25 protein-coding genes are annotated in these 23,414 nt (G+C 74.8%); 10 read left to right on the forward strand and 15 right to left on the reverse strand.

Annotation, left to right across the window (positions count from 1 at the left end):
• Positions 1–12: 12 nt before the first annotated feature.
• A complete protein-coding gene (locus MY526_RS20595; protein ID WP_436704958.1) occupies positions 13–474 on the reverse strand; it encodes a nuclear transport factor 2 family protein in 462 nt (153 codons plus the stop codon).
• Between the two features lie 103 nt (positions 475–577).
• Positions 578–1,549, reverse strand: a complete 972-nt coding sequence (locus tag MY526_RS20600; protein WP_436704959.1) for a 4-hydroxy-3-methylbut-2-enyl diphosphate reductase — start codon at positions 1,547–1,549, stop codon at positions 578–580.
• 118 nt (positions 1,550–1,667) lie between these two features.
• Between MY526_RS20600 and MY526_RS20605 the strand changes: the two genes are divergently transcribed.
• The 3 genes from MY526_RS20605 to MY526_RS20615 are packed head-to-tail and all read left to right on the forward strand — an operon-like array spanning position 1,668 to position 4,397.
• Positions 1,668–2,924, forward strand: a complete 1,257-nt coding sequence (locus MY526_RS20605) for a hypothetical protein (protein ID WP_436704960.1) — start codon at positions 1,668–1,670, stop codon at positions 2,922–2,924.
• A gap of 34 nt (positions 2,925–2,958) precedes the next feature.
• The gene (xseA, locus tag MY526_RS20610; protein WP_436704961.1) at positions 2,959–4,179 is read left to right on the forward strand and encodes an exodeoxyribonuclease VII large subunit; all 1,221 of its coding nucleotides are present in this window, start codon (positions 2,959–2,961) and stop codon (positions 4,177–4,179) included.
• Positions 4,176–4,397, forward strand: coding sequence for an exodeoxyribonuclease VII small subunit (locus tag MY526_RS20615; RefSeq protein ID WP_436694840.1), 222 nt, complete (start codon positions 4,176–4,178; stop codon positions 4,395–4,397). The genes xseA and MY526_RS20615 overlap by 4 nt, the downstream gene beginning before the upstream one ends.
• Positions 4,398–4,407: 10 nt before the next feature.
• Here MY526_RS20615 and MY526_RS20620 read toward each other — a convergent pair whose 3' ends face one another.
• Both MY526_RS20620 and MY526_RS20625 read right to left on the reverse strand, forming a co-directional pair.
• A complete protein-coding gene (locus MY526_RS20620; RefSeq protein ID WP_436694841.1) occupies positions 4,408–4,647 on the reverse strand; it encodes a hypothetical protein in 240 nt (79 codons plus the stop codon).
• A 163-nt stretch (positions 4,648–4,810) separates the two neighbouring features.
• The gene (locus tag MY526_RS20625) at positions 4,811–5,419 is read right to left on the reverse strand and encodes a DUF4245 domain-containing protein (RefSeq protein ID WP_436704962.1); all 609 of its coding nucleotides are present in this window, start codon (positions 5,417–5,419) and stop codon (positions 4,811–4,813) included.
• Between the two features lie 130 nt (positions 5,420–5,549).
• Between MY526_RS20625 and glpX the strand changes: the two genes are divergently transcribed.
• Positions 5,550–6,596, forward strand: a complete 1,047-nt coding sequence (gene glpX / locus MY526_RS20630; protein WP_436704963.1) for a class II fructose-bisphosphatase — start codon at positions 5,550–5,552, stop codon at positions 6,594–6,596.
• A 28-nt stretch (positions 6,597–6,624) separates the two neighbouring features.
• Here glpX and MY526_RS20635 read toward each other — a convergent pair whose 3' ends face one another.
• Together MY526_RS20635 and MY526_RS20640 are read right to left on the reverse strand one after the other, a co-directional pair.
• Complete coding sequence (locus tag MY526_RS20635; protein ID WP_436694844.1) at positions 6,625–7,347, reverse strand: DUF1707 SHOCT-like domain-containing protein; 723 nt, start codon at positions 7,345–7,347, stop codon at positions 6,625–6,627.
• A 62-nt stretch (positions 7,348–7,409) separates the two neighbouring features.
• A complete protein-coding gene (locus tag MY526_RS20640; protein ID WP_436704964.1) occupies positions 7,410–8,735 on the reverse strand; it encodes a hypothetical protein in 1,326 nt (441 codons plus the stop codon).
• Between the two features lie 182 nt (positions 8,736–8,917).
• Here MY526_RS20640 and MY526_RS20645 point away from each other — a divergent pair, with 182 nt between their 5' ends.
• The 4 genes from MY526_RS20645 to MY526_RS20660 all read left to right on the forward strand — a co-directional run bounded on the left by MY526_RS20645 (position 8,918) and on the right by MY526_RS20660 (position 14,243).
• Complete coding sequence (locus MY526_RS20645) at positions 8,918–10,336, forward strand: class II fumarate hydratase (RefSeq protein ID WP_436694846.1); 1,419 nt, start codon at positions 8,918–8,920, stop codon at positions 10,334–10,336.
• Positions 10,337–10,438: 102 nt separating this feature from the next.
• Positions 10,439–11,755: a citrate synthase gene (locus tag MY526_RS20650; protein WP_436694847.1), complete on the forward strand. Its 1,317-nt coding sequence runs from the start codon at positions 10,439–10,441 to the stop codon at positions 11,753–11,755.
• Between the two features lie 136 nt (positions 11,756–11,891).
• Complete coding sequence (locus MY526_RS20655) at positions 11,892–12,143, forward strand: hypothetical protein (protein WP_436694848.1); 252 nt, start codon at positions 11,892–11,894, stop codon at positions 12,141–12,143.
• Between the two features lie 111 nt (positions 12,144–12,254).
• On the forward strand, positions 12,255–14,243 hold the full coding sequence (locus MY526_RS20660; RefSeq protein ID WP_436704965.1) for an NlpC/P60 family protein: 1,989 nt from the start codon (positions 12,255–12,257) through the stop codon (positions 14,241–14,243).
• A 79-nt stretch (positions 14,244–14,322) separates the two neighbouring features.
• Here MY526_RS20660 and MY526_RS20665 read toward each other — a convergent pair whose 3' ends face one another.
• From MY526_RS20665 to MY526_RS20705, 9 genes are all read right to left on the reverse strand, one after another.
• Positions 14,323–15,072, reverse strand: coding sequence for a hypothetical protein (locus MY526_RS20665; RefSeq protein WP_436695528.1), 750 nt, complete (start codon positions 15,070–15,072; stop codon positions 14,323–14,325).
• Entirely contained in the window at positions 15,069–15,413 is a 345-nt protein-coding gene (locus MY526_RS20670) for a hypothetical protein (RefSeq protein WP_436695529.1), read from the reverse strand. The genes MY526_RS20665 and MY526_RS20670 overlap by 4 nt, the downstream gene beginning before the upstream one ends.
• Positions 15,414–15,544: 131 nt before the next feature.
• Entirely contained in the window at positions 15,545–16,654 is a 1,110-nt protein-coding gene (locus MY526_RS20675; RefSeq protein WP_436704966.1) for a flagellar biosynthesis protein FliA, read from the reverse strand.
• 112 nt (positions 16,655–16,766) lie between these two features.
• Positions 16,767–17,258: a hypothetical protein gene (locus tag MY526_RS20680; protein ID WP_436704967.1), complete on the reverse strand. Its 492-nt coding sequence runs from the start codon at positions 17,256–17,258 to the stop codon at positions 16,767–16,769.
• A gap of 201 nt (positions 17,259–17,459) precedes the next feature.
• A complete protein-coding gene (gene csrA, locus MY526_RS20685; protein WP_436695532.1) occupies positions 17,460–17,753 on the reverse strand; it encodes a carbon storage regulator CsrA in 294 nt (97 codons plus the stop codon).
• A gap of 88 nt (positions 17,754–17,841) precedes the next feature.
• Entirely contained in the window at positions 17,842–18,246 is a 405-nt protein-coding gene (gene fliW, locus MY526_RS20690) for a flagellar assembly protein FliW (protein WP_436695533.1), read from the reverse strand.
• A 16-nt stretch (positions 18,247–18,262) separates the two neighbouring features.
• A complete protein-coding gene (gene flgL, locus MY526_RS20695) occupies positions 18,263–19,162 on the reverse strand; it encodes a flagellar hook-associated protein FlgL (protein WP_436695534.1) in 900 nt (299 codons plus the stop codon).
• 4 nt (positions 19,163–19,166) lie between these two features.
• Entirely contained in the window at positions 19,167–20,570 is a 1,404-nt protein-coding gene (flgK, locus tag MY526_RS20700) for a flagellar hook-associated protein FlgK (RefSeq protein ID WP_436695535.1), read from the reverse strand.
• A 73-nt stretch (positions 20,571–20,643) separates the two neighbouring features.
• The gene (locus tag MY526_RS20705) at positions 20,644–21,129 is read right to left on the reverse strand and encodes a flagellar protein FlgN (RefSeq protein ID WP_436695536.1); all 486 of its coding nucleotides are present in this window, start codon (positions 21,127–21,129) and stop codon (positions 20,644–20,646) included.
• A gap of 175 nt (positions 21,130–21,304) precedes the next feature.
• Between MY526_RS20705 and MY526_RS20710 the strand changes: the two genes are divergently transcribed.
• Together MY526_RS20710 and MY526_RS20715 are read left to right on the forward strand one after the other, a co-directional pair.
• On the forward strand, positions 21,305–22,219 hold the full coding sequence (locus tag MY526_RS20710) for a sigma-70 family RNA polymerase sigma factor (protein ID WP_436695537.1): 915 nt from the start codon (positions 21,305–21,307) through the stop codon (positions 22,217–22,219).
• A 62-nt stretch (positions 22,220–22,281) separates the two neighbouring features.
• The gene (locus MY526_RS20715; RefSeq protein ID WP_436695538.1) at positions 22,282–23,355 is read left to right on the forward strand and encodes a hypothetical protein; all 1,074 of its coding nucleotides are present in this window, start codon (positions 22,282–22,284) and stop codon (positions 23,353–23,355) included.
• Positions 23,356–23,414 lie beyond the last annotated feature (59 nt).

Here is a 23,414-nt window from a genome sequence, read left to right on the forward strand (position 1 = left end):
GCCGCCGGGGAGTCACTCCCCCCGCGGAGCCGTCCCGCCGGTCACCGCGATGTGCTTGCCCGTGTCGACGTAGTGCCGGAAGCGGGTCACCCGCCCGGCGTCGTCGAACGTCCAGAGGTGCAGCTCCTCGTCCTCGAGCCGCGTCCCGTCCGGCAGCCGCGCCGCCAGGCTGATCTCCCCGACGACCTGCCGGCCGTTCCCGATCAGGTCGAGGACCTCGAACCGCTCCATCGTCCAGGACCCGACCACCTGGAAGAACGCGGCGACCTCGGCCGGCCCGCGCCGCGGCACCATGTGCGCCACACCGGCGCGCTGCGCCGAGTTGTCCGCCCAGTCCTCCCAGCGGACGTCGTCGGCGAGGGCGCCGAGGATCGCCGGCACGTCCCCCCGGCCGAACGCGGCGTAGATGCCGGCGACGGTCGCGGCGTTGTCCGTCGCGGTCGCCGAGCCGGTGGTGGCCTGGCTGCTGGTCATGGCGATCCCCTCCCGGGCGAGCGACGACACTGCGGGGGCATCGTGGCGCTGCCGGGTGGGGACGGCGAGGGTCCTAGGACCCGCCGGAGCCGCCCGGCTCAGCTCAGGCGGGGTCGGCGGCCGGCTCGCCCCGGCGGACCCGCAGCTCGTGCGGCAGCGCGAAGACCAGCCTCTCCTCGGCGGCCTTGACCGTCCCGACGTCGGGATAGCCGCGCTCGGCCAGGAAGTCGAGCACCTCGCCGACCAGGACCTCCGGCACCGAGGCGCCGCTGGTCACCCCGACGGTCGCCACGCCCTCGAGCCAGGCGGGGTCGATCTCGGAGGCGAAGTCGACCAGGTGCGCGGCGCGGGCGCCGGCCTCCAGCGCCACCTCCACCAGGCGCACCGAGTTCGACGAGTTCGTCGAGCCGACGACGATCACCAGGTCGCACTGGCCGGCCATCTGCTTGACCGCCTGTTGCCGGTTCTGCGTGGCGTAGCAGATGTCGTCGCTGGGCGGGGACTGCAGGCCGGGGAACCGGGTCTTGAGCCGGTCGACGGTCGCCAGGGTCTCGTCGACCGACAGCGTGGTCTGCGACAGCCAGACGACCTTCTCGGGGTCGCGCACCTGCACGCGGTCGACGTCCTCGGCGCCGTCCACGAGCTGGATGTGCGCCGGAGCCTCGCCGGCGGTGCCCTCGACCTCCTCGTGGCCGCGGTGGCCGATGAGGAGGATGTCGTAGTCCTCCTTGGCGAACCGCTTGGCCTCCTGGTGCACCTTGCTCACCAGCGGGCAGGTCGCGTCGATGGTCTTCAGCTGCCGGTTCGCCGCCTCCTCGTGCACCGCCGGGGAGACCCCGTGGGCGCTGAAGACGACGACCGAGCCCTCCGGCACCTCGTCGGTCTCATCGACGAAGACCGCCCCGCGCCGCTCCAGGGTGGCGACGACGTGCTTGTTGTGGACGATCTGCTTGCGGACGTACACCGGGGCGCCGTGGATCTCCAGTGCCCGCTCGACCGCGACCACCGCCCGGTCCACGCCGGCGCAGTAGCCCCGGGGGTCGGCGAGCAGGACGCGTCCGCGCGGGTCAGCCATGCCTCCCATCGTAGGTGGGCGCCGGCCCGCGCCCCCGGGACGAGACGTGGGCCACGTCCGGGTGGAGCGGCACCCGACAGGGGTGTCGCGGACGGCGTTCTGGGGCAGGGTGAGGCCCATGTCGCGTGAGATCCCCCAGGCCATCCGGGCCGTGGCCGGCCTGACCGCCACCGTGCTCGACGAGGTCCTCCGGCTGCCGCGGACCCTGCCGGGGCTGCCGGTGCGGGTCATCGGCCTCGCCATGCAGGCCACGATGAAACTGCAGCAGCACTACACCGGCCTGGTGGCCCGCGGGGACGAGGTGTTCACCGGGCTGCGCGGCGAGCAGGAACCCGGGCTGGCGACCTTCGACGAGGACCTCCCGGCCTCGGCCAACGGCAACGGCCTGCGCACCTCGGCCTTCGACCGGGCGGCCGACGTCGTCCCCGACGAGGAGGTCGCGGAGGAGGTCGCCGCGCTCATCGACGACGAGGTCTCCGGGCTGCCGCCGGAGCCGGCGCCCGAGGAGGTCGTCGAGGCGCTGCAGGACATCACCGACGAGGTCACCGCCGCCGACCTGCGGCTCGTCGAGCCCGGGCTGACCACCGAGGACGCCCTGGAGACCGCCCTGCTCGAGGCCGACGGCGCCCCCGACAGCGCCCTGGTCGACGGCGGCACCGCCGATGCCGGGCTCGTCGACGCCGACGACATCGCGGAGTCCCCCGCCCCGGTCACCGAGGCCGACGCCGCACCGGGTGAGGACGTCGCCGCCGACGTCGCCACCGACATCGACGTCCTCACCCCGGACGGCGGCATCGCGACGGTCGAGGGCACGGTGACCGACGAGGGCGTGGCCGCGCCCGAGACGCCCGAGACCGGTCCCGGGGCCCGAACCACCGCGGCCGCGCACGTGGTGACCGACCATGAGGCACGGGTCGACGAGGCCCTCGGCAGCGAGGCGAGCGACGCGGACAGCCGGCCCGGCACAGGCGTCGCCGAGGCGACCCCCGGCGCCGGGACGACCAGCTGGGGCGACGAGGTCGTCACCCCCGGCGGCGAACGGGTGGACGACGCCCTCGGCGGCGCGGACGGCGAGGACGGTGGGGACCGCGCGCCCGCCGGGGACGCCGGGAGCGACACCGTGGTGGCCACCGACGAGAGCGGCACCCCGGTGGCCGAGGCGACCGGCGGCGGGGACGGCGGGGAGCCGGGCGCGGCACCGGTCGACGGTTACGACAGCATGACCATCGCCCAGCTGCGTGGCCGGCTGCGCGGCTACCAGCCGGTGACGGTGCGCGACCTGCTCTCCTACGAGGAGGCGACGCGGGCCCGCCCGCAGTACCTCACGATGCTCCGCAACCGCCTGGAGAAGATCGAGCAGGAGCAGGCGGGCTGACGGGGACGTCGCACCGGTTTGGCAGTCTCGGGGCATGACCGCCCCCTCGAGCCCGGAAGCCCCCTGGCCGGTCCGCACGGTGGCCCGCAAGGTCGCCGAGTGGATCGGCCGGCTGGGTGAGGTGTGGGTCGAGGGGCAGGTCGCCCAGCTGTCCCGGCGGGGCGCGGCTACCGTCTTCCTCACCCTGCGCGACCCGGCCGCCGACCTCTCGGTGCCGGTGACCTGCGCCCGCGACGTCGCCGACCGGCCCGGGCTGGAGCTCACCGAGGGCGCCCGGGTGATCGTGCGGGCCCGGCCGGACTACTACATCGCGCGCGGCTCCTTCTCCCTGCGCGCCACGGAGATCCGCGCCGTCGGCCTCGGTGAGCTGCTGGCCCGCATCGAGCGGATCCGCAGGCTGCTGGCCGCGGAGGGGTTGTTCGACCCGGCCCGCAAGCGGCCCCTGCCGTTCGCCCCCGCCGTGGTCGGGGTGGTCACCGGGCGGGACAGCGCCGCCGAGCGGGACGTGCTGGTCACCGCGCGCCGCCGCTGGCCGGCCGTCCGCTTCGCCGTCCACCACAGCCTCGTGCAGGGGCCGAGCGCCGCGGCGTCGGTGATCGACGGGCTGCGCCGGCTGGACGCCGACCCGGCCGTCGAGGTCATCGTCATCGCGCGCGGCGGCGGCTCGGTCGAGGACCTGCTGCCCTTCTCCGACGAGGGCCTGGTGCGCGCGATCGCCGTCTGCCGCACCCCCGTCGTCACCGCCGTCGGGCACGAGACCGACACGACGCTGGTCGACCACGCCGCCGACGTCCGTGCGGCCACGCCCACCGACGCCGCGCACCGGGTGGTGCCCGAGATCGGCGAGCAGCGCCGGCTGGTCGACGGGCTGCGCGCCCGCGCCCGTCACCTGCTCTCCGCCCGGCTGGAGCAGCAGGAGCGCTGGCTGGAGAGCGTCCGCAGCCGGCCGGTGCTGGCCTCGCCCGACCGGTTGCTGCACGGCCGCGAGGAGGACGTGCAGCAGCTGCGCACCCGCGCCCGGCGCACGCTCACCCACCGGCTGGAGGGGGCCGAGCGCGACCTCGAGCACGCCCGCGCTCGGGTGGCCGCCCTCTCCCCCGCCGCGACGCTGGAGCGCGGGTACGCCGTCGTGCAGCGGGCCGACGGCGCCCTGGTCCGCGACCCCGCCGAGGTCGCCGACGACGAGCGGCTCTCGGTGCGGGTGGCGGGCGGCCGGCTGCCCGTCCGCGTCGCCAGGGAGGATGGCCAGCCATGAGCGAGACCCCCGCCGAGCCCACGACCACCTACGAGCAGGCCCGCGAGGAGCTCGCCGACGTGGTCCGCCGGCTCGAGGCCGGCGGGCTGACCCTCGAGGAGTCGCTCACCCTGTGGGAGCGCGGCGAGCACCTGGCCGAGCTGTGCCAGCACTGGCTCGACCGGGCCCGGGAACGGCTGTCGGCGGCCGCCCCGGCCGAGGACCGCGACCGCGGCTGAGCCGGCGGGCTCAGGCCGACTGCCGCGTGCCCGGCCCCACCGCCAGGCCGGCTGCGGCGAGCGCCGCGAGCAACCGGTCGGCGGTCTCGGCGGGGTCGGTGACGCCGGCCAGCGACCGCACGAGCAGGTCGCGCACCGTGGGCCCGGGTTCCGGCCGCCGCGCCGGGATGCGCGTGACCATCCCGCAGGCGCACGACCCACCCGCGGGCGGTGGCCGGTGGTCGCCGCCGCTGCAGGCGCGTCCGATCATCGCCAGGCTCCTCGCAGGCCGGGGCCGTCACGGGTGCCGTGCTCGGCCGGGGCGCTCAGCGTCGCCCCGCCCGGAGGCCGGCGCCCGCCGACGCACCGCTGCGGCACCGGACGGACACCAGGTCGTGACCTCCGTCATGCGATCGCAACGGAGGCGGGCCGGGTCAGCCGGTGTAGGGTTCCACCCCGGCCGCCACGGTCTCCAGCTCGTCGTCCACCGCCGAGCCGGTGACCAGCACGGTGACCCCGTCGGCCTCGCGCCACAGCGCCGTCTCCCCGCGCTGGGTCGTGCCGCGCGTCCACGTCTCCCCGTCGAGGTCGACCGTGCCCTCCTCCTCCGCACCGCCGAGGACGCCGGTGACCGCGTCGACCCGGGCGTCGTCGCTGACCACGAAGCCGGCGAACTCCTCCGCCGGCGTGAGGTAGCCGATCTCGAGGGTGACCGGGTCGCCCGCCTCGGCCTGGCCGGCGTCGGTCCGGGCGCTGGTCGGCTGGTAGCCGTCGGGCAGCGCGGTCGGCACGACCAGCGGATAGGAGGCGCGGGCGGCGGCCAGCTGCACGGTGCTGGTCGGGTCGATACCGCGGACGGGCTCCACCGCCGACTGCCGGAAACTCACCCAGGCGACGATCAGCAGGCAGATGAGCACCAGCGGGGCCAGCGACCGGATCATGTTGGCCGCGCTCATCCGGTTCGCCCGCTGGACCGCGGGCGAGGAGGGCGGCGTCGGGGCCGACTCCTGGGGGCGCTGGCTCGTCGGGCCGGGTCCGGTCATACCCCTAGGATCGCAGCACCACTCCCCAGCCCCGCTGCCCCGCGCCCGCGCGGCCCCGCCGGCCGCCCCGCCGGCCGGGTACGACCGTCGGGTGGGGCACCACCGACCGGTGGTCGAACCAGGAGGTCCCGTGTCCCTGCCCCTCCCCGAAGGCCCCACCCGCGCGGGGAGCAGCTTCCGCTCCGACCGCCCCGCCCCCGACCGGAACCTGGCGCTCGAGCTGGTGCGCGTCACCGAGGCCGCGGCGATGGCGGCCGGCCGCTGGGTGGGCCGCGGGGACAAGAACGGCGGTGACGGCGCGGCGGTCGACGCGATGCGCGCGCTCATCGGCACGGTGAGCATGAACGGCGTCGTGGTCATCGGCGAGGGCGAGAAGGACGAGGCGCCGATGCTCTACAACGGCGAGCAGGTCGGCGACGGCAAGGGTCCCGAGTGCGACGTGGCGGTCGACCCGATCGACGGCACCACGCTGATGGCCAAGGGCATGCCGAACGCGATCGCGGTGATGGCGGTGGCCGACCGCGGGGCCATGTACGACCCGTCGGCGGTCTTCTACATGGAGAAGCTGGCCACCGGCCCGGCCGCGGCCGACGTCGTCGACATCACCGTCCCGGTCGCGGAGAACATCCAGCGGGTGGCGAAGGCCAAGAGGTCCGCGTCCGAGGACGTCACCGTCTGCATCCTGGACCGCCCCCGGCACGAGCAGCTGGTGCACGAGGTCCGCGAGGCCGGTGCGCGGATCAAGTTCATCACCGACGGCGACGTCGCCGGCGCGATCGCCGCCGCCCGCGAGGGCACCGGCGTCGACCTGCTGCTCGGCATCGGCGGCACCCCGGAGGGGATCATCGCCGCCTGCGCGCTCAAGTGCATGGGCGGGGCGCTGCAGGGCCGGCTGTGGCCCAAGGACGACGACGAGCGGCAGAAGGCGCTCGACGCCGGCCACGACCTCGACCGGGTGCTGCACATCGACGACCTGGTCCGCGGTGACGTCTTCTTCGTGGCCACCGGCATCACCGACGGCGAGCTGCTGCGTGGCGTCCAGTACCGGGCCGGCGGCTGCACCACGCAGTCCCTGGTGATGCGGTCGCGCTCGGGCACCATCCGGTCGATCGAGAGCCTGCACTCGCTGCAGAAGCTGCGCCACTACTCCGCGGTGCCCTTCGACCGCACCGACTGAGGAGGACCTCCCCACAGGGAGGCCGCCGTCAGGCGGGCGGAGCCGGCGGGACGGGCGGCGGCGGGGGCACCGGCGGGACGGGCGGCGGCGGGGGCACCGGCGGGATGGGCGGCGGCGGGGGCGGTGCCAGGTGCCGCTGGGCCAGCCGGTCCATGACCGCCCGCCAGCGGCTCGGCGACTCGCCCGGCGCCAGGCTGCGGAGCTTGAGGTCGCCGAAGACCGCCCGTGCCCGGACGAACACGCGGGGCGTGCCGGCCACCCGCGGCACGGGCGCCAGCTGGGTCTTCTTGTCGCCGAACACCGTCCAGCCCTGCAGCTCGGCGTCGACCCCCTCGGCGACGATCACGTCGACGTCCCCGAAGACCGTGCCGAGCACCAGCTCGATCCGGTCGGCGTCGGTGCGCAGGTTGCGCAGGTCCAGCCGCACGTCGCCGAACACCGTCGACACCTCTCGGGGCACGTCCGCCGTCCCCTCGAGCTTCACGTCCCCGAACACCGACGTCAGGGACCGGGGCACCCGGGTGCCGACGATCTCCACCGGCGGCGGCGCGTCGACCGGCAGGTCGGCGACGACCGTGTCGAGGTCCGCCCGGGTGACCGCGGCGTAGGCGACCTCCACCCGCTCGCCGAACTCGTGCAGGTCGATCCGGCCCTCGCTCAGCGCCTTCTGCAGCCGGGTGACGGTCACCTCGCGGTCGGCGTCCGAGACGCGGACGTCGTTCGGGCGGGCAGGATCGGCGTCGGTGCTCACAGCGCCCGACCGTATCGAGCGCGGGTGCCGGCCGGAACGGTCCGGGCGCCTGCGCGCGAGAGTCAGGACGGGTAGAGCTCGACGCAGGTGGTCTCGGTGGGCTCGTTCCGGCCACCACAGGTGAGGCCGTAGTCCGCGTAGGGCGCCAGCGCGGGATCGTCCTCGAGCGCCGCCAGCCGGAGGATGTCGCAGTAGGCCACGATGCCCTGCTCGCAGCCGTCGGCCACGGCCTGGACGTCGGTGTCGCCGATCCCGGTCGGGGCGGGCGTGGCCGGCGGCAGGTCCGCGGGGATCGCGCCGGCGTCGCCCTGACCCGGTGCGTACCGCTCCTGGCAGCCGCCCGCGACCGGCTCGTTGCGGCCGCCGCAGGTCTCGCCGTAGCTCTCGTACTCGGAGCCGATCTCGCTGTCGAAGTAGAGCGTGTCGCAGGCCGCCCAGTCGACCTCGAAGCAGGCGTCCGCCAGACCGTCGAGGACCGGGTCGTCGCCGAGCGCGCCCGGCGGCTGCCCCGCCGGCACCTCGTCGCCCTCGTCCGACGGCGAGGCGGACGTGGACGACGCCGACGGGGACGGGGACGGGGACGTCGACGGCGCCGCGGACGACGTGGCCGCGGTCGTCTCCCGCGCCGTCGTGGGGTCGTCGTCGCCGCCGAGCAGGAGGAACAGCCCGACGCCGACGGCGGCCAGGACGACGACCGCGGCGATAACGAGCGCGATCAGCTTGCCGCGCTTGCTGCCACCGGCGGGCGGCCCCGCCGGGCCACCCGGACCGCCGTAGCCCGGACCGCCGTAACCCGGAGCCCCGTAACCGGGGCCGCCGTAGCCCGGACCGGGCTGGCCGTAGCCCGGACCCGGGTAGCCCGGACCGCCGTAGCCGGGCTGGTCGTAGGGCGGCGGCCCCGGCGCCTGCTGTCCGTAGGCCTGCTGTCCGTAGGCCTGCTGGCCGTAGGGCTGCTGGCTGTAGGGCGGCTGCCCGAACTGGCGGGTCGGGTCGTAGCCGGGCTGCCCCGGGGCCTGCTGGCCGTACGGAGGCGGACCCGGCGGCGGGCCGTACCCGGGCTGCTGCCCGAAGTGCGGCTGCTCGAACTGGCGGGTGTCCTGACGCTCGCCCGGGGGCGGCGGGGGCAGCTGCCCGGGCTGGATCTGCCGCGTACTGCCGCCCGGGGAGCCGAGCTGCTGCGTCACGTCGTCCTCGCCCGGCGTGCTCCAGACCGGCGCACCGGGCTCCTGACCGGCCCCGCCGGGCCGGTCGGGCGGAGCCGTGGCCGGCTGACCGAGATCCTGGGTCGGCTCGTCCGGGTCCGGCTCGTCCTTCCGCCAGCCCCTCGGCTCGGGCTGCTGGCCCGCGGGCCCCTGGCTCCCCTGCGGCGGGTACGGCGGCTGCGACATCCTGGGGAGCTCCTCGGGTACGGGGCCGGCGGTCGGCATGGTAGGTGTCACCCGGTGCCACGACCAGGGACCACGGCCCGCCGCGGAGCCGGTTCCCCGCCGGAGTGGTCCGGGCCGGGACCTGCGCGGCATCTAGGGTCCTGGGACGGAGCACTGTCATCACACACCACCGGGAGCGCAGCGTGGCCCCACAGCAGGACGGCGCAGGGCAGGACGGCACCGAGTTCCGCATCGAGCACGACTCCATGGGCGAGGTGCGGGTCCCCGCCTGGGCGAAGTGGCGGGCGCAGACGCAGCGCGCCGTCGAGAACTTCCCCATCTCCGGCACGCCCATCGAGCGCGAGCTGATCGGCGCCCTGGCCGCCATCAAGGGTGCGGCCGCGGCCGTCAACGCCTCGCTGGGCGTGCTCCCGCAGGAGGTCGCCGACTCGATCGGCACCGCCGCCGGCGCCGTCGCCCGCGGCGAGTGGGACCAGCACTTCCCCATCGACGTCTTCCAGACCGGCTCGGGGACGTCGAGCAACATGAACACCAACGAGGTCATCGCCACCCTGGCCACCGAGGCCCTCGGCTCGCCGGTGCACCCCAATGACCACGTCAACGCCTCGCAGTCGTCCAACGACGTCTTCCCGTCGGCGATCCACGTGGCCGCGACCGGCGCGATCGTGCGCGACCTCATCCCGGCGCTGCAGCACCTCGAGGCCTCGCTCTCCCGCAAGGCCGAGGAGTTCGCCGAGGTGGTCAAGAGCGGCCGCACCCACCTCATGGACGCCACCCCGGTCACCCTCGGCCAGGAGTTCGGCGGGTACGCCGCGGCGGTCCGCTACGGCATCGAGCGACTGCAGTCCTCCCTGCCGCGGATCGGCGAGCTGCCCCTGGGCGGCACCGCGGTCGGCACCGGCATCAACACCCCGCCCGGCTTCGCCGCGGCGATCATCGAGAAGCTCGCCGGCGAGCTGGACCTGCCGCTCACCGAGGCGCGGGACCACTTCGAGGCGCAGAGCTCGCGGGACGCGCTCGTCGAGGGGTCGGGCCAGCTGCGGACGATCGCCGTTGGCCTGGTGAAGATCGCCAACGACCTGCGCTGGATGGGCTCGGGCCCGCGCACCGGCCTGGGCGAGATCTTCCTGCCCGACCTGCAGCCCGGGAGCTCGATCATGCCGGGCAAGGTGAACCCGGTGCTCCCCGAGGCGACCATCCAGGTGGCCGCGCAGGTCATCGGCAACGACGCCGCGGTGGCGTTCGCGGGCACGACCGGCAACTTCGAGCTCAACGTGACGCTGCCGTTGATGGCGCGCAACGTGCTGGAGTCGATCCGGCTGCTGTCCAACGTCAGCCGGCTGCTCGCCGACCGTTGCGTCGACGGCATCACGGCCAACGTCGAGCGCTGCCGCGAGCTGGCCGAGTCCTCGCCGTCGATCGTCACGCCGCTCAACAAGTACATCGGCTACGAGGAGGCCGCCAAGGTCGCCAAGCAGTCGCTCGCCGAGCAGAAGACCATCCGCCAGGTCGTCGTGGAGCGCGGCTACGTGGAGCAGGGAAAGCTCACCGAGGCCCAGCTCGACGAGGCGCTCGACGTCCTCTCGATGACCCATCCGTGATCCGTCGGCGGAGGGGGACGGCGCGCTCCCGGCGGCCGTCCCCGCCGTCGCGGCGGGGGTCGGGCCGCGCGCTCGGCAGAAGCTGAGTAGCGTCCACTGCTGATGAGCGAGACAGCGAGCGCACCCGCGGCCGGCAACTCCGACGTACAGCTGCGCTACCCCGGTGGAGAACTGCCCCTGCGTGTGGTGCCGGCCACCGAGGGGTCCGACGGCCTCGACACGAGCAAGCTCCTGGCCACGACCGGCCAGGTGGCCCTCGACATCGGCTTCGTGAACACCGCGTCGTGCACCTCGGCGATCACCTACATCGACGGTGACGCCGGGATCCTGCGCTACCGCGGTTACCCGATCGACCAGCTCGCCGGGAAGTCCAGCTTCCTCGAGGTCAGCTACCTGCTGATCTACGGCGAGCTGCCCACCGCCGACCAGCTGGGCGAGTTCGACTCCCGCCTGCGCCGGCACACGCTGGTGCACGAGGACCTCAAGCAGTTCTTCAAGGGCTTCCCGCGCGACGCGCACCCGATGCCGGTGCTCTCGTCGGCGGTCAGCGCCCTGTCGACCTTCTACCAGGACTCGCTGGACCCGTTCGATCCCCAGCACGTCGAGATCTCCACGCTGCGGCTGCTGGCCAAGCTGCCGACCCTGGCGGCGTACGCGTACAAGAAGTCGGTCGGCCAGCCGTTCCTGTACCCGGACAACTCCCTGGGCCTGGTCGAGAACTTCCTGCGGATGACCTTCGGCTTCCCCGCCGAGCCCTACGAGGTCGACCCCGAGGTCGCCGCGGCGCTGGACATGCTGTTCGTCCTGCACGCCGACCACGAGCAGAACTGCTCGACGTCCACCGTGCGGCTGGTCGGCTCCTCGCACGCGAACCTCTTCGCGTCGGTGTCGGCCGGCATCAACGCGCTGTTCGGCCCGCTGCACGGCGGGGCGAACCAGTCGGTGCTGGAGATGCTCGAGGCGATCCAGCAGGACGGCGGCGACATCCCGTCGTTCGTCAACCGGGTCAAGAACAAGGAGCCCGGCGTCAAGCTCATGGGCTTCGGGCACCGGGTCTACAAGAACTACGACCCGCGCGCGGCGATCGTGAAGCAGACCGCCGACCGCGTGCTGGACAAGCTGGGCGGCAACAACCAGCTGCTCGACCTCGCCCGGCAGCTGGAGGAGGTCGCGCTCAGCGACGACTACTTCATCCAGCGCAAGCTCTACCCGAACGTCGACTTCTACACCGGGCTCATCTACCGGGCGATGGGCTTCCCCACCCCGATGTTCACCGTGCTCTTCGCCCTCGGCCGGCTGCCCGGCTGGATCGCCCAGTGGCGCGAGATGATCGCCGACCCGTCCACCAAGATCGGCCGCCCGCGGCAGGTCTACACCGGGGCCACCGAGCGCTCGTTCGTGGAGATCAACGACCGCTGAGGCGCGGTGCTCAGCTGAGGTCCCGTCGTCCGCTCCGGACGACGGGACCTCGGCGTCTCGGGCAGCATGGTCGCCGCCGGACGCACACGCTCCGCCGCCGCTGCCGGACCAGCGGCGCCGACCGGGAAGGAGTCCCATGGCCGAGTCCTCCGCCGAGGACGACCTGGTCCTCCCACCGGTGCCCCTGGCCACCGGCCGGGTGGTCTCCGTGGACGGCGTCGAGCGGGGCGTCGCGCGGGTCGAGCTCGTGGTGTCGACCGAGGACGGGGAGGAGTTCCGCCTCACCCTCGAGCACCGCCACGGCGCCTGGTGGGCGCCGGCCGACCGCCGGTTCACGCGGTCCACCGATCGGGTGCACCCCGCAGATCACCCTCACCCCCAGGGGTGACCCCGGCCCCCGGGCCTCTCCGGGGACCTCCCCCGTCCGTCGATACGACGGCTGAGCGCTCCGCGTCCACCGCGGAGCCGGCCACGTAGGACGAGACCGCCGGGGGAACGAGTGCCTGCACCACGCACGCGAACCCCCCGTCCCTCGCCCGCGCGCGGCGCCGCGCCGCACCGCAGCGCCCCCTCGGCCGCCGCCCGCCAGGCGGCGCTGATCGCCGCGGCCCGCGAGGCCGCGGCCACCCGCCGGTCCCCCACCGGCACACCGCGACCCCCGGTCACCCCGCAGGAGGCCGCCGCGCTGCGCGCCGTCCTCGCGGCCCGGAGAGCCGGATCCGGCGCACCGGGCGCGGCCCGGGGTCGCCGCCGCCCTCCGCCTCCGCGTCGCCGCCCGGCCGAGCGGACCGTCCGGCGGCGGCTCGCGGCCGGACAAGGGACGCGCTGGCGGCTGCGGGGGTCCCTCGCGGCGCTGGGCCTGGTGCTGCCCCTGGTGGCCGGCCTGCTCTGGCCCGCCACCCAGCCCGTCGGGTCGGCCGCCGAGCCGAGCGACGCGCACAGCCTCGCCCTGGCCGCCCACGGCACCCTCCTGGACGCCGCCGACCGCTACCGCTCGCTGGAGCGGGACCTGGCCGCGCGCCGGGCCGAGCTGCAGGTCGCCCGGACGGCGGAGGCGGCAGCGCGGGAGCGGCTGGCCGCGGAACAGGCCGCCGTCGGGACCCGCGCCGCCGACCTCTACCGGGCTCCGGCCGAGCAGCGGGACCCGCTGCTCGGGCTGAGCGTGCGCACGCCGTTGGCCACCTCCGACGTGCTCTACCGCGCGGCGCTGGCCGACCGGGGGGAGGGCGAGCTGGAGTCGACCGTGGTCCGCGCCGCACGGGCCGAGCGCGACCTCGACCTCGCCACCCGGCGGGTCGCCGTCGCCGCGGCCGCCGTCGCCGCCGTGGAGGAGCGGGCCACCGCCGTCCTGGCCGACGCGCGGGACGTCACCGCCGGCCTGCGCCCCGACGTCGCCGCCCAGCTGGCCGCCCTCGGCACCGCACCCGCGACCGCCGCCCAGGTGGAGATCAACCAGGAGGCCGTGCGCCGCTGGCAGGAGTACCTCGGCGTCCTCGCCGGAGCGGGGATCGAGCCGCCGCCGGCGGCGTCGCTCGCCGACCCCGCCGGCCTGCCGACCGGCCTCGCCCCCGCTCTGGACGGCGCCGGCCGGCCCGTCCCCGGCGTGGCGTGGGCGATCGCGGGCAACCGGCCGGTCACCGTGCTGTCGGCGGAGACCGTGGCCGCCGTGAGCAGCGCGCTCGCCCAGGTGGGCAAGCCCTTCGTGCCGGGCGGCACCGGTCCCGACACCTACGACTGCGGCGGCCTGGCCGCCACCTCCTGGCTGCTCGCCGGGCACGCCCTGCCGGCCGGCTCGGCCGACCAGTGGGCCCGGGGGGCGGCCGTCCCCCTCTCGCAACTGCAGGTCGGCGACCTCGTGTTCGCCGACGGTGGCACGGACGTCGGGATCCACCTCGGCGAGGGGCAGGTCGTGGCCGCCTCGGCGGCCACGTACCAGGTCGGCGTCCGCTCGATGCCCGACGCCGTGGGCGCCGTGCGGGTCACCCTGGCCGCTCCCGCGCAGCCCAACGCCGCGCTCCCGGCCGGTACCGCGGGCCGTGGCTCCTGCGCGGCACCGCCGGTCCCCGCTGGGCCGGTCAGCCCGGCGTGGGGCGGCTGGTCCAACGGGACCATCCCCTTGGCGGCGCTCTGCTCGATCACCCGGGGCCACGCCCTGCGCTGCGACGCCGCGGCGGGTTACGCCGGGCTGGCGGCCGCCTTCGAGACCGTGTTCGGCCGCACGCTGTGCATCACCGACTCCTACCGGTCCCTGCCCGCGCAGGTCACCGCGTTCAGGACGAAGCCGGGCCTGGCCGCCGTCCCGGGGACGTCGAACCACGGGTGGGCGCTCGCGGTCGACCTGTGCGGCGGGATCAACGTCGCCGGGACGCCGCAGTCGGCCTGGATGGCTGCCAACGCGGGCCTGTTCGGGTTCGTCCAGCCGGACTGGGCGCGACCGGGCGGCGAGAAGCCCGAGCCGTGGCACTGGGAGTTCGGCCTGCTGGCCTGAGCGCACCGGCCGATCGGACTCTCGGCGCGGAAAGTCCGTACCCGGCGCGCACTCTCGGCGCCGAGAGTCCGCGCTGGGCTCAGATCCAGCGCAGGTCGGCCAGCCGGGACCACGGCAGCCGCAGGCACGGCTCCCCGGTCTCGCCGGCCAGCCGGGCCGCGACCGCGGACGGGGCACACGCCACCGGCGAGCGCGGGGTGACGACGACGTGCAGGTCGCTGACGTCGAGACCGGCGCCCACCAGCCGGACCAGCAGCCGCTCGGGCATCGCGAGCGCCGCGGAGGCCAGCAGCGGCACCTCGGGGTGGGACCACAGCGCCACCGGGCCCTCGAGCCGCAGCACGCCGTCCACCGCACCGGCGCGGGTGACCGACGCCGTCCGGACGGCGTCCACACCGGAGCGCCCGAGGCCGGCCGACGGGGTCCACGGCAGCGCCAGGGGGCCCCGGCGGACGACGACCCGCCAGCCGACCGCGGACTCGCTGCCGTCGGTCCAGTCGAGCACCGCGACGCCGGCGTCCGCGGCCGCGGCGTCCGGCACGGGGCGGGCCTCGACCCAACCGGCGAGCGCGAGCGCGACCGCCTCGGGCGTAGCGGGGACCCGCGCGTCGGTCAGGTCCTCGGCCAGGTCGCGCAGCGGCGTGCGGAGCCGCCGTTCGGCCTCCTCCAGCACGATCACCGGGCCGTCCGCGCGGTCCTCGACCACGCGGACGGCGAGGGTGGGCGTGGTGAGCGCGGGCAGCACGTCGTCGGCGGCCCGTCGCAGGTCGGCCACGGTCACCGGCGCCGGGCGCAGCCGGGAGAGCAGTCCCGTGGCGCCCGGCCTCACGAACGGCCTCCGAGGAGGGCCGACCGCAGCGCCGGCGGCAGCGTGGGGAGCGCCAGCACGCTGGCCAGCTCCCCTGCCGACAGCCGCACCGGCAGGACGTCGGGGTCCCAGCCGGTCACCCGGCGGACCCGGGCCGCGGGGGCCGGCCACACCGTGTCGCGGACGGTCGCCACGTGCAGCTCGGTCAGCACGTCGGAGAGGTGGATGGCCGCGACCGGGTGCAGGCCAGGGTCGTCGAGCGCGGTCCGGACCACCGAGGACAGCTGTCCCCGGTCCGCCCCGGCCAGCCAGTGCGGCACCAGGACGTCGGGGGCCGGCTCACCGGCGGTGAGCGCGCTCACCGGACACCTCGCGGATCACGCACGGGTCCGCGGTTCCGGTGGCGACCCGTGCGACCCATCACGCCAGTGATATCGGCAGGCGCGGAGGGCAATCGACCCGTCCGAGCCCGCTTTTCCACCGACGGAACGCCTCAGTCCGCGAGCTCGGACAGCCGCTGCTTGAGGACGCGCTCCACCCGGTCGGCGTGCACGTTCATGTTGCGCACCGAGGTGCCGAGGTCGGCCGACAGCTGGGTCTTGGTCTTCCCGCCCCACGTCGTGAGGTACCACGTCGCCCAGCCCAGGACGTTGGGCTGGCCGGCCCGCTGGTCCGGCCGGGCGGTGGGGTCCGGGGCGCAGGCGACGGTCAGCGCGTGCGAGAGCAGCGTCTGCTCCGCCTCGCCCATGATCTCGTCCGGCGCCTCGCTGGTGTCCGGCAGCATGATCTCCGTCGCGTCCGGCCCGCCGTCGAGGGACTGCAGGTTGCGCAGCCCGTTGAGCGTCGCGACCGTCTGCGAGTTGCGGCGCAGCGTGGCCACGCTCTGGCCCATGTAGGCGGCCAGCTCCTTCTCGCTGGGCTTGCGCTGGTGCTCCACGAGGAAGGCCGCGATCGCCTTCTGCTGCTTGTGCTCGGTGTCGGCGGCGGTGCGGCCGTGGGCGTTGCGCCCGAGGTCGTGCACCCACTTCGACAGCTGGGTGGCCAGGAAGGCCCCGAAGGGGACGCCCTTGGTCTCGTCGTACTGCCCGACCGCCTTGAGGATCCACTCGCTGACCTGCTGGGTGAGGTCGTCGGGGTCGGGCAGGTGCAGCCGGATGGTGCTCATGTTCCGCTGCAGTCGCTTGAGGCTGACCGGCAGGTAGTGCCGGCACAGCTCGTCCAGGTACGCCGGCGGCAGGTCCCGCGGCGCCCGGCGCCGGACGTCGGTCTCGGCGCGCAGGCCGACCGTGGTGCAGCCGCGCCCGGCGCACCAGGCGCGGATCCAGTCGGCGAGCACGTGGGCCGAGCCGCAGGCGCCGTCCACCCGGTACAGGCCCTCGCCCTGGTCGAAGCTGACCGTGACGCCGTCGGGCAGGTCGCGGCGGAACTCCGCCAGCGGCAGCTCCCGGTCGACCCGGAAGTGCACCCGGTCGCGGGGGGTGATCGGGGCGAGGATCCAGCCCTCGGCCTCGGGGATGCCGCCGAACACCAGCGGTGCGCGGTTGCGCGCGGCGGCGGCGCGGTCGGCGGGGGCGTCGATCGTGGTGGGGACGAGCTGGGGCACCGGAACTCCTGAGCGACTGTGGGGAAGACAGACGGCGGCCCCGTCCAGGGGCCCGGCCCCGTCCCGAGGCTCGCCGCGAGCCTGCGAGCGGTGAGGAGGACGGGGTCCTTCGTCAGGCGAGGATCTGCTCGGCCGGGCGGGCCTGCCGCGGCGCGGGCAGGGCCGCGGCCAGGACGCCGGCCGCCGGCGCGGCGCCGGTGGCGGGGCCGGACACCAGGCGGGCCATGAGGTCGGCCGCGGCGGCGCGCTCGGCACCGCTCGGCTCGACGGTGTAGACCGGCATGTGGTCGTACAGCGACGTGAAGAGCTCGCTCACGAAGGCGTAGGCGGCCTGGGCCTGCGGCGAGAACCGGGCGACGGCGGCGCGCGGGCCGAGTTCGACGCCGATCGTCACGCGGACGACGCGGTCGTCCTTGCTGACGCCGCTGAGCTCGAACGACACGTCCGGGTGACCGCCGGCCAGCTCGGCCAGCGCCGCCAGGCACCGCCGGGTCGAGCCACGACGCGGCCGCAGCTGGACGTGGACGACCACCGTCTCCTGGTCCTCGGTGGCGGCGGTCGGAGTGGCGTCGGTGCCGGACCCGTTGACTGCGCTGTGTTGCATGTTCATCGCCCCCTGTGACGTGCTTGGGGCAACTGTCGCGCATCGAGTGCCCGGAAAGGGCACAACACTCGCTGTGCGGTACGCAGTTGTCGGGCGGCCTCTTCGGCAGGTCTTGCCCGTGTCGTGGGCCTTCCGACGACCACGGATGCGGTCGTCGGCACATCTCGCCAGTGCCGGGGGGTGCGCTCCCGACCAGATGTGTCAGCCGGCGGCGCCCTCCGTGACCGTTCCGTGATCCGCGGGGGCAACTGCCTCGGGGGTGTCGGCCGGCGCCGGAGCGAACGCGGCCAGTGCACCCAGGGTGTCGGCGGTGACCTGGGCGGCCAGGAGGTTGGCCTCGGCGATCTGCCGGTAGACCTCCTCGCGGTGGATGGTCACCTCGCGGGGGGCCTTGAAGCCCAGGCGGACGGTGCCGCCCCGGACCTCGACGACGTGGACCTCGATGTCGTCGCCGATGCGGATGGTCTCGCCGACGCTGCGGGTGAGAGTGAGCACGTGAACCCCTCCATGGGTGTGGGTGTGCCGTCCGTGGCTGGTGGATGGGAAGACGGCCGGAGCGGACCGCTTGAGGCCGCCCCAGTGGTTATCGGCGCAGGGGGCGCCGGATCGGATGCGTTGCGTCGGTCAGCACCGCCTGGGCCGCCCGCCAGTTGGCCGGGTTGACCACCAGCGGGGCACGCAGGTTGGCCGTCGCGGCGGCCGGACCCTCCGGCGGCACGGTGACCAGGCAGTACAGACGGGCCTCCGCGGGGTGCTCGAGACCGAGGTCGGCGCAGACCGCGGCCGGCAACGCCGGCGCGTAGTCCGGGAAGTACATGCCCGGGTCGATGGCGAGGAACCGCGGCCCGTCGGGCGACATGGACTGCAGCCAGAACAGCCGCCCGTCGCCGTCGGCGGTGACGAGCACGTAGTCCCGGTGTCCGGGGAAGCCGGCCAGGGGCTCGGTGAGGCCGAGCAGCGGCAGCGTGGCGACGGCAGCGAGGGTCATGACGGCGGTCCCCCGGTCAGCGCAGGAAGTCGACGAGCGACGGTTGCAGCGCCTTGGCGGTGGCGGACAGCGCGGCCTCGTAGCCGACCTTCTGCATCGACAGCTCCATGATCGTCTTGGGCAGGTCGACGTTCTCGGTCTCGGCCAGCCGGCTGGAGAGGGTCAGCGAGCGGTCGGTGGTCACCTGGGCCGCGTTCTCGATGCGGGTGGCCCGCGCACCGACGTCGGCCAGCGCCGCCAGCATCGTGTCGCGCACCCCGTCCAGGGCGGTGAGCCCGTCGGCGAGGTCGTCGGTGCTCGGCGGGTCGGACCGCAGGGCCGCCGAGATGTCGTCGAGCACCTGGAACAGGCTGTCGCCGGACTCCGTCACGAGGGCCTCCGCGCCGGTGATGTCGACACGCACGCGTTCGGTGTCCGACACCCGGCGCCACACGTTCAGGTCGTCCTTGCCGGTGCCCTGGTAGACGCCGCTGTCGTCGAACGCGATCGACCCGGTCGTGACCCCGCCGAACAGCGGACGGCCCTGCAGCTTCTGGTTGGCCAGGTCGAGCAGGCTCGCCCTCAGCTGGTCGACCTCGGTGGCGATGACCTCCCGGGAGGAGGCGCCGAGGGCGCCGGCGTTGCTGCCCTGCACGGTGAGGTCCCGCACCCGGCGCACCTGGTCGAGCATGGTGGTGAGGGCCGAGTCGCTGGCCTGCAGCTGGGTCTTCGCGTCGGTGATGTTGCGGCCGTACTGGTCGGTGGCCGCGATGTCCCCGCGGGTCTGCATGGCCCGGTTGGTGCCGGTCGGCGAGTCCGACGGCGCGTTGATCAGCCGGCCGGAGGTGAGCTGCTGCTGCAGCCGGCCGACCGCGTCCAGGTTGCGGTTGAGCCCCTGGAGGCTGGTGAGCGCGACGGCGCGCTGGGTGATGCGCATCAGGTCAGCGCCCCACGACGCCGGTGCGGTTGATCAGCACGTCGAGCGACTCGTCGATCGCGGTCACCATGCGCGCCGCCGCCGAGTAGGCGTGCTGGAACTGGAGCATGTTCGACATCTCCTCGTCGAGGTTCACGCCGGCCACCGACTCGCGGGCGGCGTCGACGTTCGTGGTGATGACCGTCTGGATGTCGAGGTTCCGGCTGCTGACCGCCGCGTTGACGCCCAAGGCGACGATGTTCTTGCGGTACAGCGCGTCGGCGCTCGCCGGATCGGTGCGCAGGTTCGCGATCAGGTCGGCGATCTCCGCGTCGGTGCTCCCGGCCTCCTGGGCGGCGGCGACCTCGTCCGGCCCGATCGCCGGGTTCAGCCGGATGCTCGCCGCGGTCACCGAGGTGGCCGGTGGCGCGGCGTCGAACAGCGGGAGGCCGGTCGATCCGGAGACGCCGTGGCCGGTCACGTGGACGGCGTTGACCTGCGTGGCCAGCAGGCTCGCGACGTCGTCGAGCTGCTGGCGCGCGGTCGGCAGGATGTCGGCGAGGACCGTGATCTGGCCCGCCGCGGTCCCGCCGACGCCCAGCGTGGTGCCACCGGACGCCGTGACGACCCGGGGGGCGCCGTCGGCGGTCAGCGCGTCGGGTTCGCGCGCGCCCTCGACCGCCAGCCTGGTGGCCGTCGCACCGGAGACGAGGGTGACCCCGCCGACGAACACGGTGAGGGAACCGTCGTCGGCCGGGCGGACCGTGGCCCCCACGGACTCCGCGAGCTGCAGCACGAGGACGTCGCGCTGGTCGGCGAGCTCGTTGGCCGGCTTGCCGTCCAGGGTCGCCCGCAGGATCGAGTCGTTGAGCTTGGCGACGTCGCCGGCGACGGCGTTCACCTCGTCGACGAGGGCGACCAGGTTCTCCTGGCTCTGCGCCCACTGGCCGTCCATCGCCGACCGCGCCGCCTGGAAGCCGCTGACCAGCGTGCCGATCCGCTGCAGCAGCTGGCTGCGGGCCGCGTCGTCCGTGGGGTGGTTGGCGACGTCGCCCCAGGCCGCCCACACGTCGGAGAGCTGGCTCTGGATGCCGGTGTCACCCGGCTCGCGCAGCGCCTGCTCGATCAGCCCGTAGGCGTTGGCCTCGGCGGTGAGCTGCGCGGTCTTGCCGTACTCGGCGTGCGCGCGCCCCTCGAGGAAGGCGTCCCGGATGCGGTTGACCTGGTCGGCCGAGACACCGGAGCCGATGCCGCTGCTCACCGAGTAGAAGGCCGGGACGGGGGTGCCGCCGACCGCCTGCAGGTCGACCCGCTGACGCGAGTAGCCCGCGGTGTTGACGTTGGCGATGTTCTGGCCGGTGACGTCGAGCCCGCGGCGCTGCGCCCAGAGGGCGGTGGTCGCCGTGTTGAGCCCCGAGAAGGTACTCACTTGGACTCCTCGCTGGCGCTCGTCGTCTGCGTTCGCAGCCCGCTGTGCTCAACCTGTGAGCTCGCACGCTCGCTCACAGTGCGCCGTCCAGCGTGACCGCGCGGGCGGACCGCGCCGTCGTCCGGCCGGTGGCGCCGTAGGTGCCGGCCGACGGGGACTTCACCGACAGCAGCGCCTCGCCGATGGCGGCCAGCCCACCCTCGATCAGCTCGCGGTTGGCGTCCGAGAGGCCGCGGAGCTCGGTGACCAGGACCAGCAGCGCCTCGTGGTGCTTGGCGTAGAGGTCGTTCCACGGTGCGGGCGCGGCCTCGGCGAGCTTTCGCAGTGACGGATTGGCACCCACCCCGAGACCCGCGGCGAGCACCTCGGTCACGGCGGCGCGCTCCACCTCGAGGGTGCGCAGCTGGTCGAGGACGACCTCGATCTCGTGCGCGATGCGCGCCAGCCAGCGGGTCTTGCCCGTGACGATGAGGTACTGCTTCTCCTCGGCCTTGAACAGGAGCAGGTCGAGCAGCTCCTGCTCCCGCCACAGCAACGTCGACAGGTGCTGGTAGTCCACGCCCGTCACCGTCCTTCCGTCTTCTCCCCGTGGCAGACGTCGGAGCTGCCAGCGGGTTCTTGCTCCTGCCATCGGCACCCCGGAGGGAGGCCTCAAGCCGAGGCACTCAAGTCGGGGCGAGAACGTGCCGACGGGGTAGGTCCCGTCCGGGCTCCGGGCTGCCGAGGAAGGAGGCGTGACACCATCGAGTGCCCCGGCGACCGAGCGGAACCCGGCCCCCCGGCCCCCCGTGCGCGGCGTGCCGGGCAGGGACGTCGACGCCCTCGTGACCGAGCACCTGCCGCTCGCCGCGTTCGCCGTCAACGCAGTGGCCTCCCGCATCTCGCTACCCAGCCACGTCAGCCGCGAGGACCTCGTGTCCTGCGCGAAGGTGGCGCTGGTCGAGGTGGCGCGCCGGTTCGATCCCGAGGCGGGGGCCTCGTTCGCCACCTACGCCCTGGCCCGCCTCCAGGGCGCCGTCCTCGACGAGCTGCGCTCGGGCGACTGGGCCAGCCGGAGCGTCCGGGCCGCCGCCCGGCGCACCGACGCCGCGGCCGACGCCCTGGCCATGTCGCTCGGTCGCCCCCCGACGCGCGAGGAGCTCGCGGCCAGCCTGGGCGTCCCGCGCAGCGAGCTGGAGTCGCTGCAGGTCGACGTCCACCGCGCGGTGATGGTGAGCATCGACGCCGACTCCGGGCCCGACGGCACCAGCCTCGACCTGCCCGACACCGGGGAGTCCCCGGAGCGGGCGCTGCTGCGCAGCGAGCGGTCCCGGTACCTGCAGGATGCGATCCGGGCGCTGCCCGACCGGCTCGACGAGGTCGTCGAGCGCAACTTCTTCGGCGGGGAGTCGCTCACCGACATCGCCGCCGACCTCGGCGTCACCCTCTCCCGCGTCTCCCAGATGCGGGCCCGCGCGCTCACCCTGCTGCACGCCGCCATGAGCGAGGTGTGGGAGGGCAAGGCGGTCCCGGCCGACGGCGGGGTGCGCGCCCGCAACCAGCAACGCTCCTACGTCGACCGCGTCGCCGGCCGCAACGCCCCGCCCCTCCCCCACCCCCGCGACATGCGGGCCGTCGGCGACCGCTACCGGGCGGCCCGACCGGCCTGAGCCGGGCCCCACCGCCATCCCAGCGACGTCGAGGCAGCCGCCTCGGGAAGGTCAGACCATCCATGAAGGTGCTGGTCATGCACGCCGGGCAGGACGCCCAGGACTACTACCGCGTCCGCGAGCCCATCCGCGCCATCCGCGAGGCCGGACTCGGCGTCGAGATCGAGACGACTCGCGGCATCGAGACGATGGTGCGCCCGGACCCCGACGGCGGTGAGGGCGAGGTCTACGACGCCGACGCCCGCGGTGCCGACGTCGTGGTGCTGCAGCTGCCCAAGACGGTCGCGATGCTGCAGACGATCCGCGTCCTGCAGGACCAGGGCGTCGCCGTCGTCGTCGAGATGGACGACCTGCTCTCCGCCGTCCCCTACGGACACCTCGGCCACGAGGCGCTGGTCCGCAAGGGCATGGGCCGTCGCGCCGCCGAGTGCGCCCGCGAGGCCGACCTGGTGACGACGACGACACCGGCGCTGCTGGCCGAGTACGCCCCGCACGGGCGCGGTGCCGTCGTCCCCAACGCCGTCCCGCGGCGGATCGCCGAGCTGCCGCCGGCCTGCGAGCGCCGGCCCGAGGTGGTGACGGTGGGCTGGACCGGCAGCGTGGTGACCCACCCGTACGACCTGCAGGAGGTGGGATCGGGCCTGCAGCAGGCCCTGGACCGCACCCGGGGTCGCAGCCGCTTCACCGTCATCGGTGGGGCGTGGGACGTGCAGAAGCGGCTCGGGCTCTCCGAGGCACCCGGCGAGCTGCCGTGGGTGGACGGCGTCGACGAGTACAGCACCGCCGTCGGCGAGCTGTTCGACATCGGGATCGCGCCCCTGCGGATCGACCGGTTCAACACCTCCAAGAGCTGGCTGAAGGCCATCGAGTACGCCGCGCGCGGCGTCTGGTTCGCCCGCTCCCCCAGCCCCGAGTACGAGCGGCTGGGGCTGGGCCGGCGCGCCCGCAACGCCAAGGACTGGGCCAAGGCCCTCACCACCGCCATCGACGACGCCGACCGGCGCCGCGAGCAGGCGATCGCGAACCGCGAGGCCGTGCTGGCCGGGCACCTGACCGAGCACACCGCCGAGCGCTGGGTGGCCGCCTGGCAGCGGGCGCTGGACCACCGGGCGAGCAGCCGGCGCAGGTACGCCTGACCCCACCTCGAGGAGGCGAGCGGCACGGACGGGTGAGAACCGCCGGAATTCCTCGCGGT

It is taken from the genome of Geodermatophilus sp. CPCC 205761, assembly GCF_051383655.1.
In the GTDB taxonomy this organism is placed as follows: Bacteria; Actinomycetota; Actinomycetes; order Mycobacteriales; family Geodermatophilaceae; genus Geodermatophilus.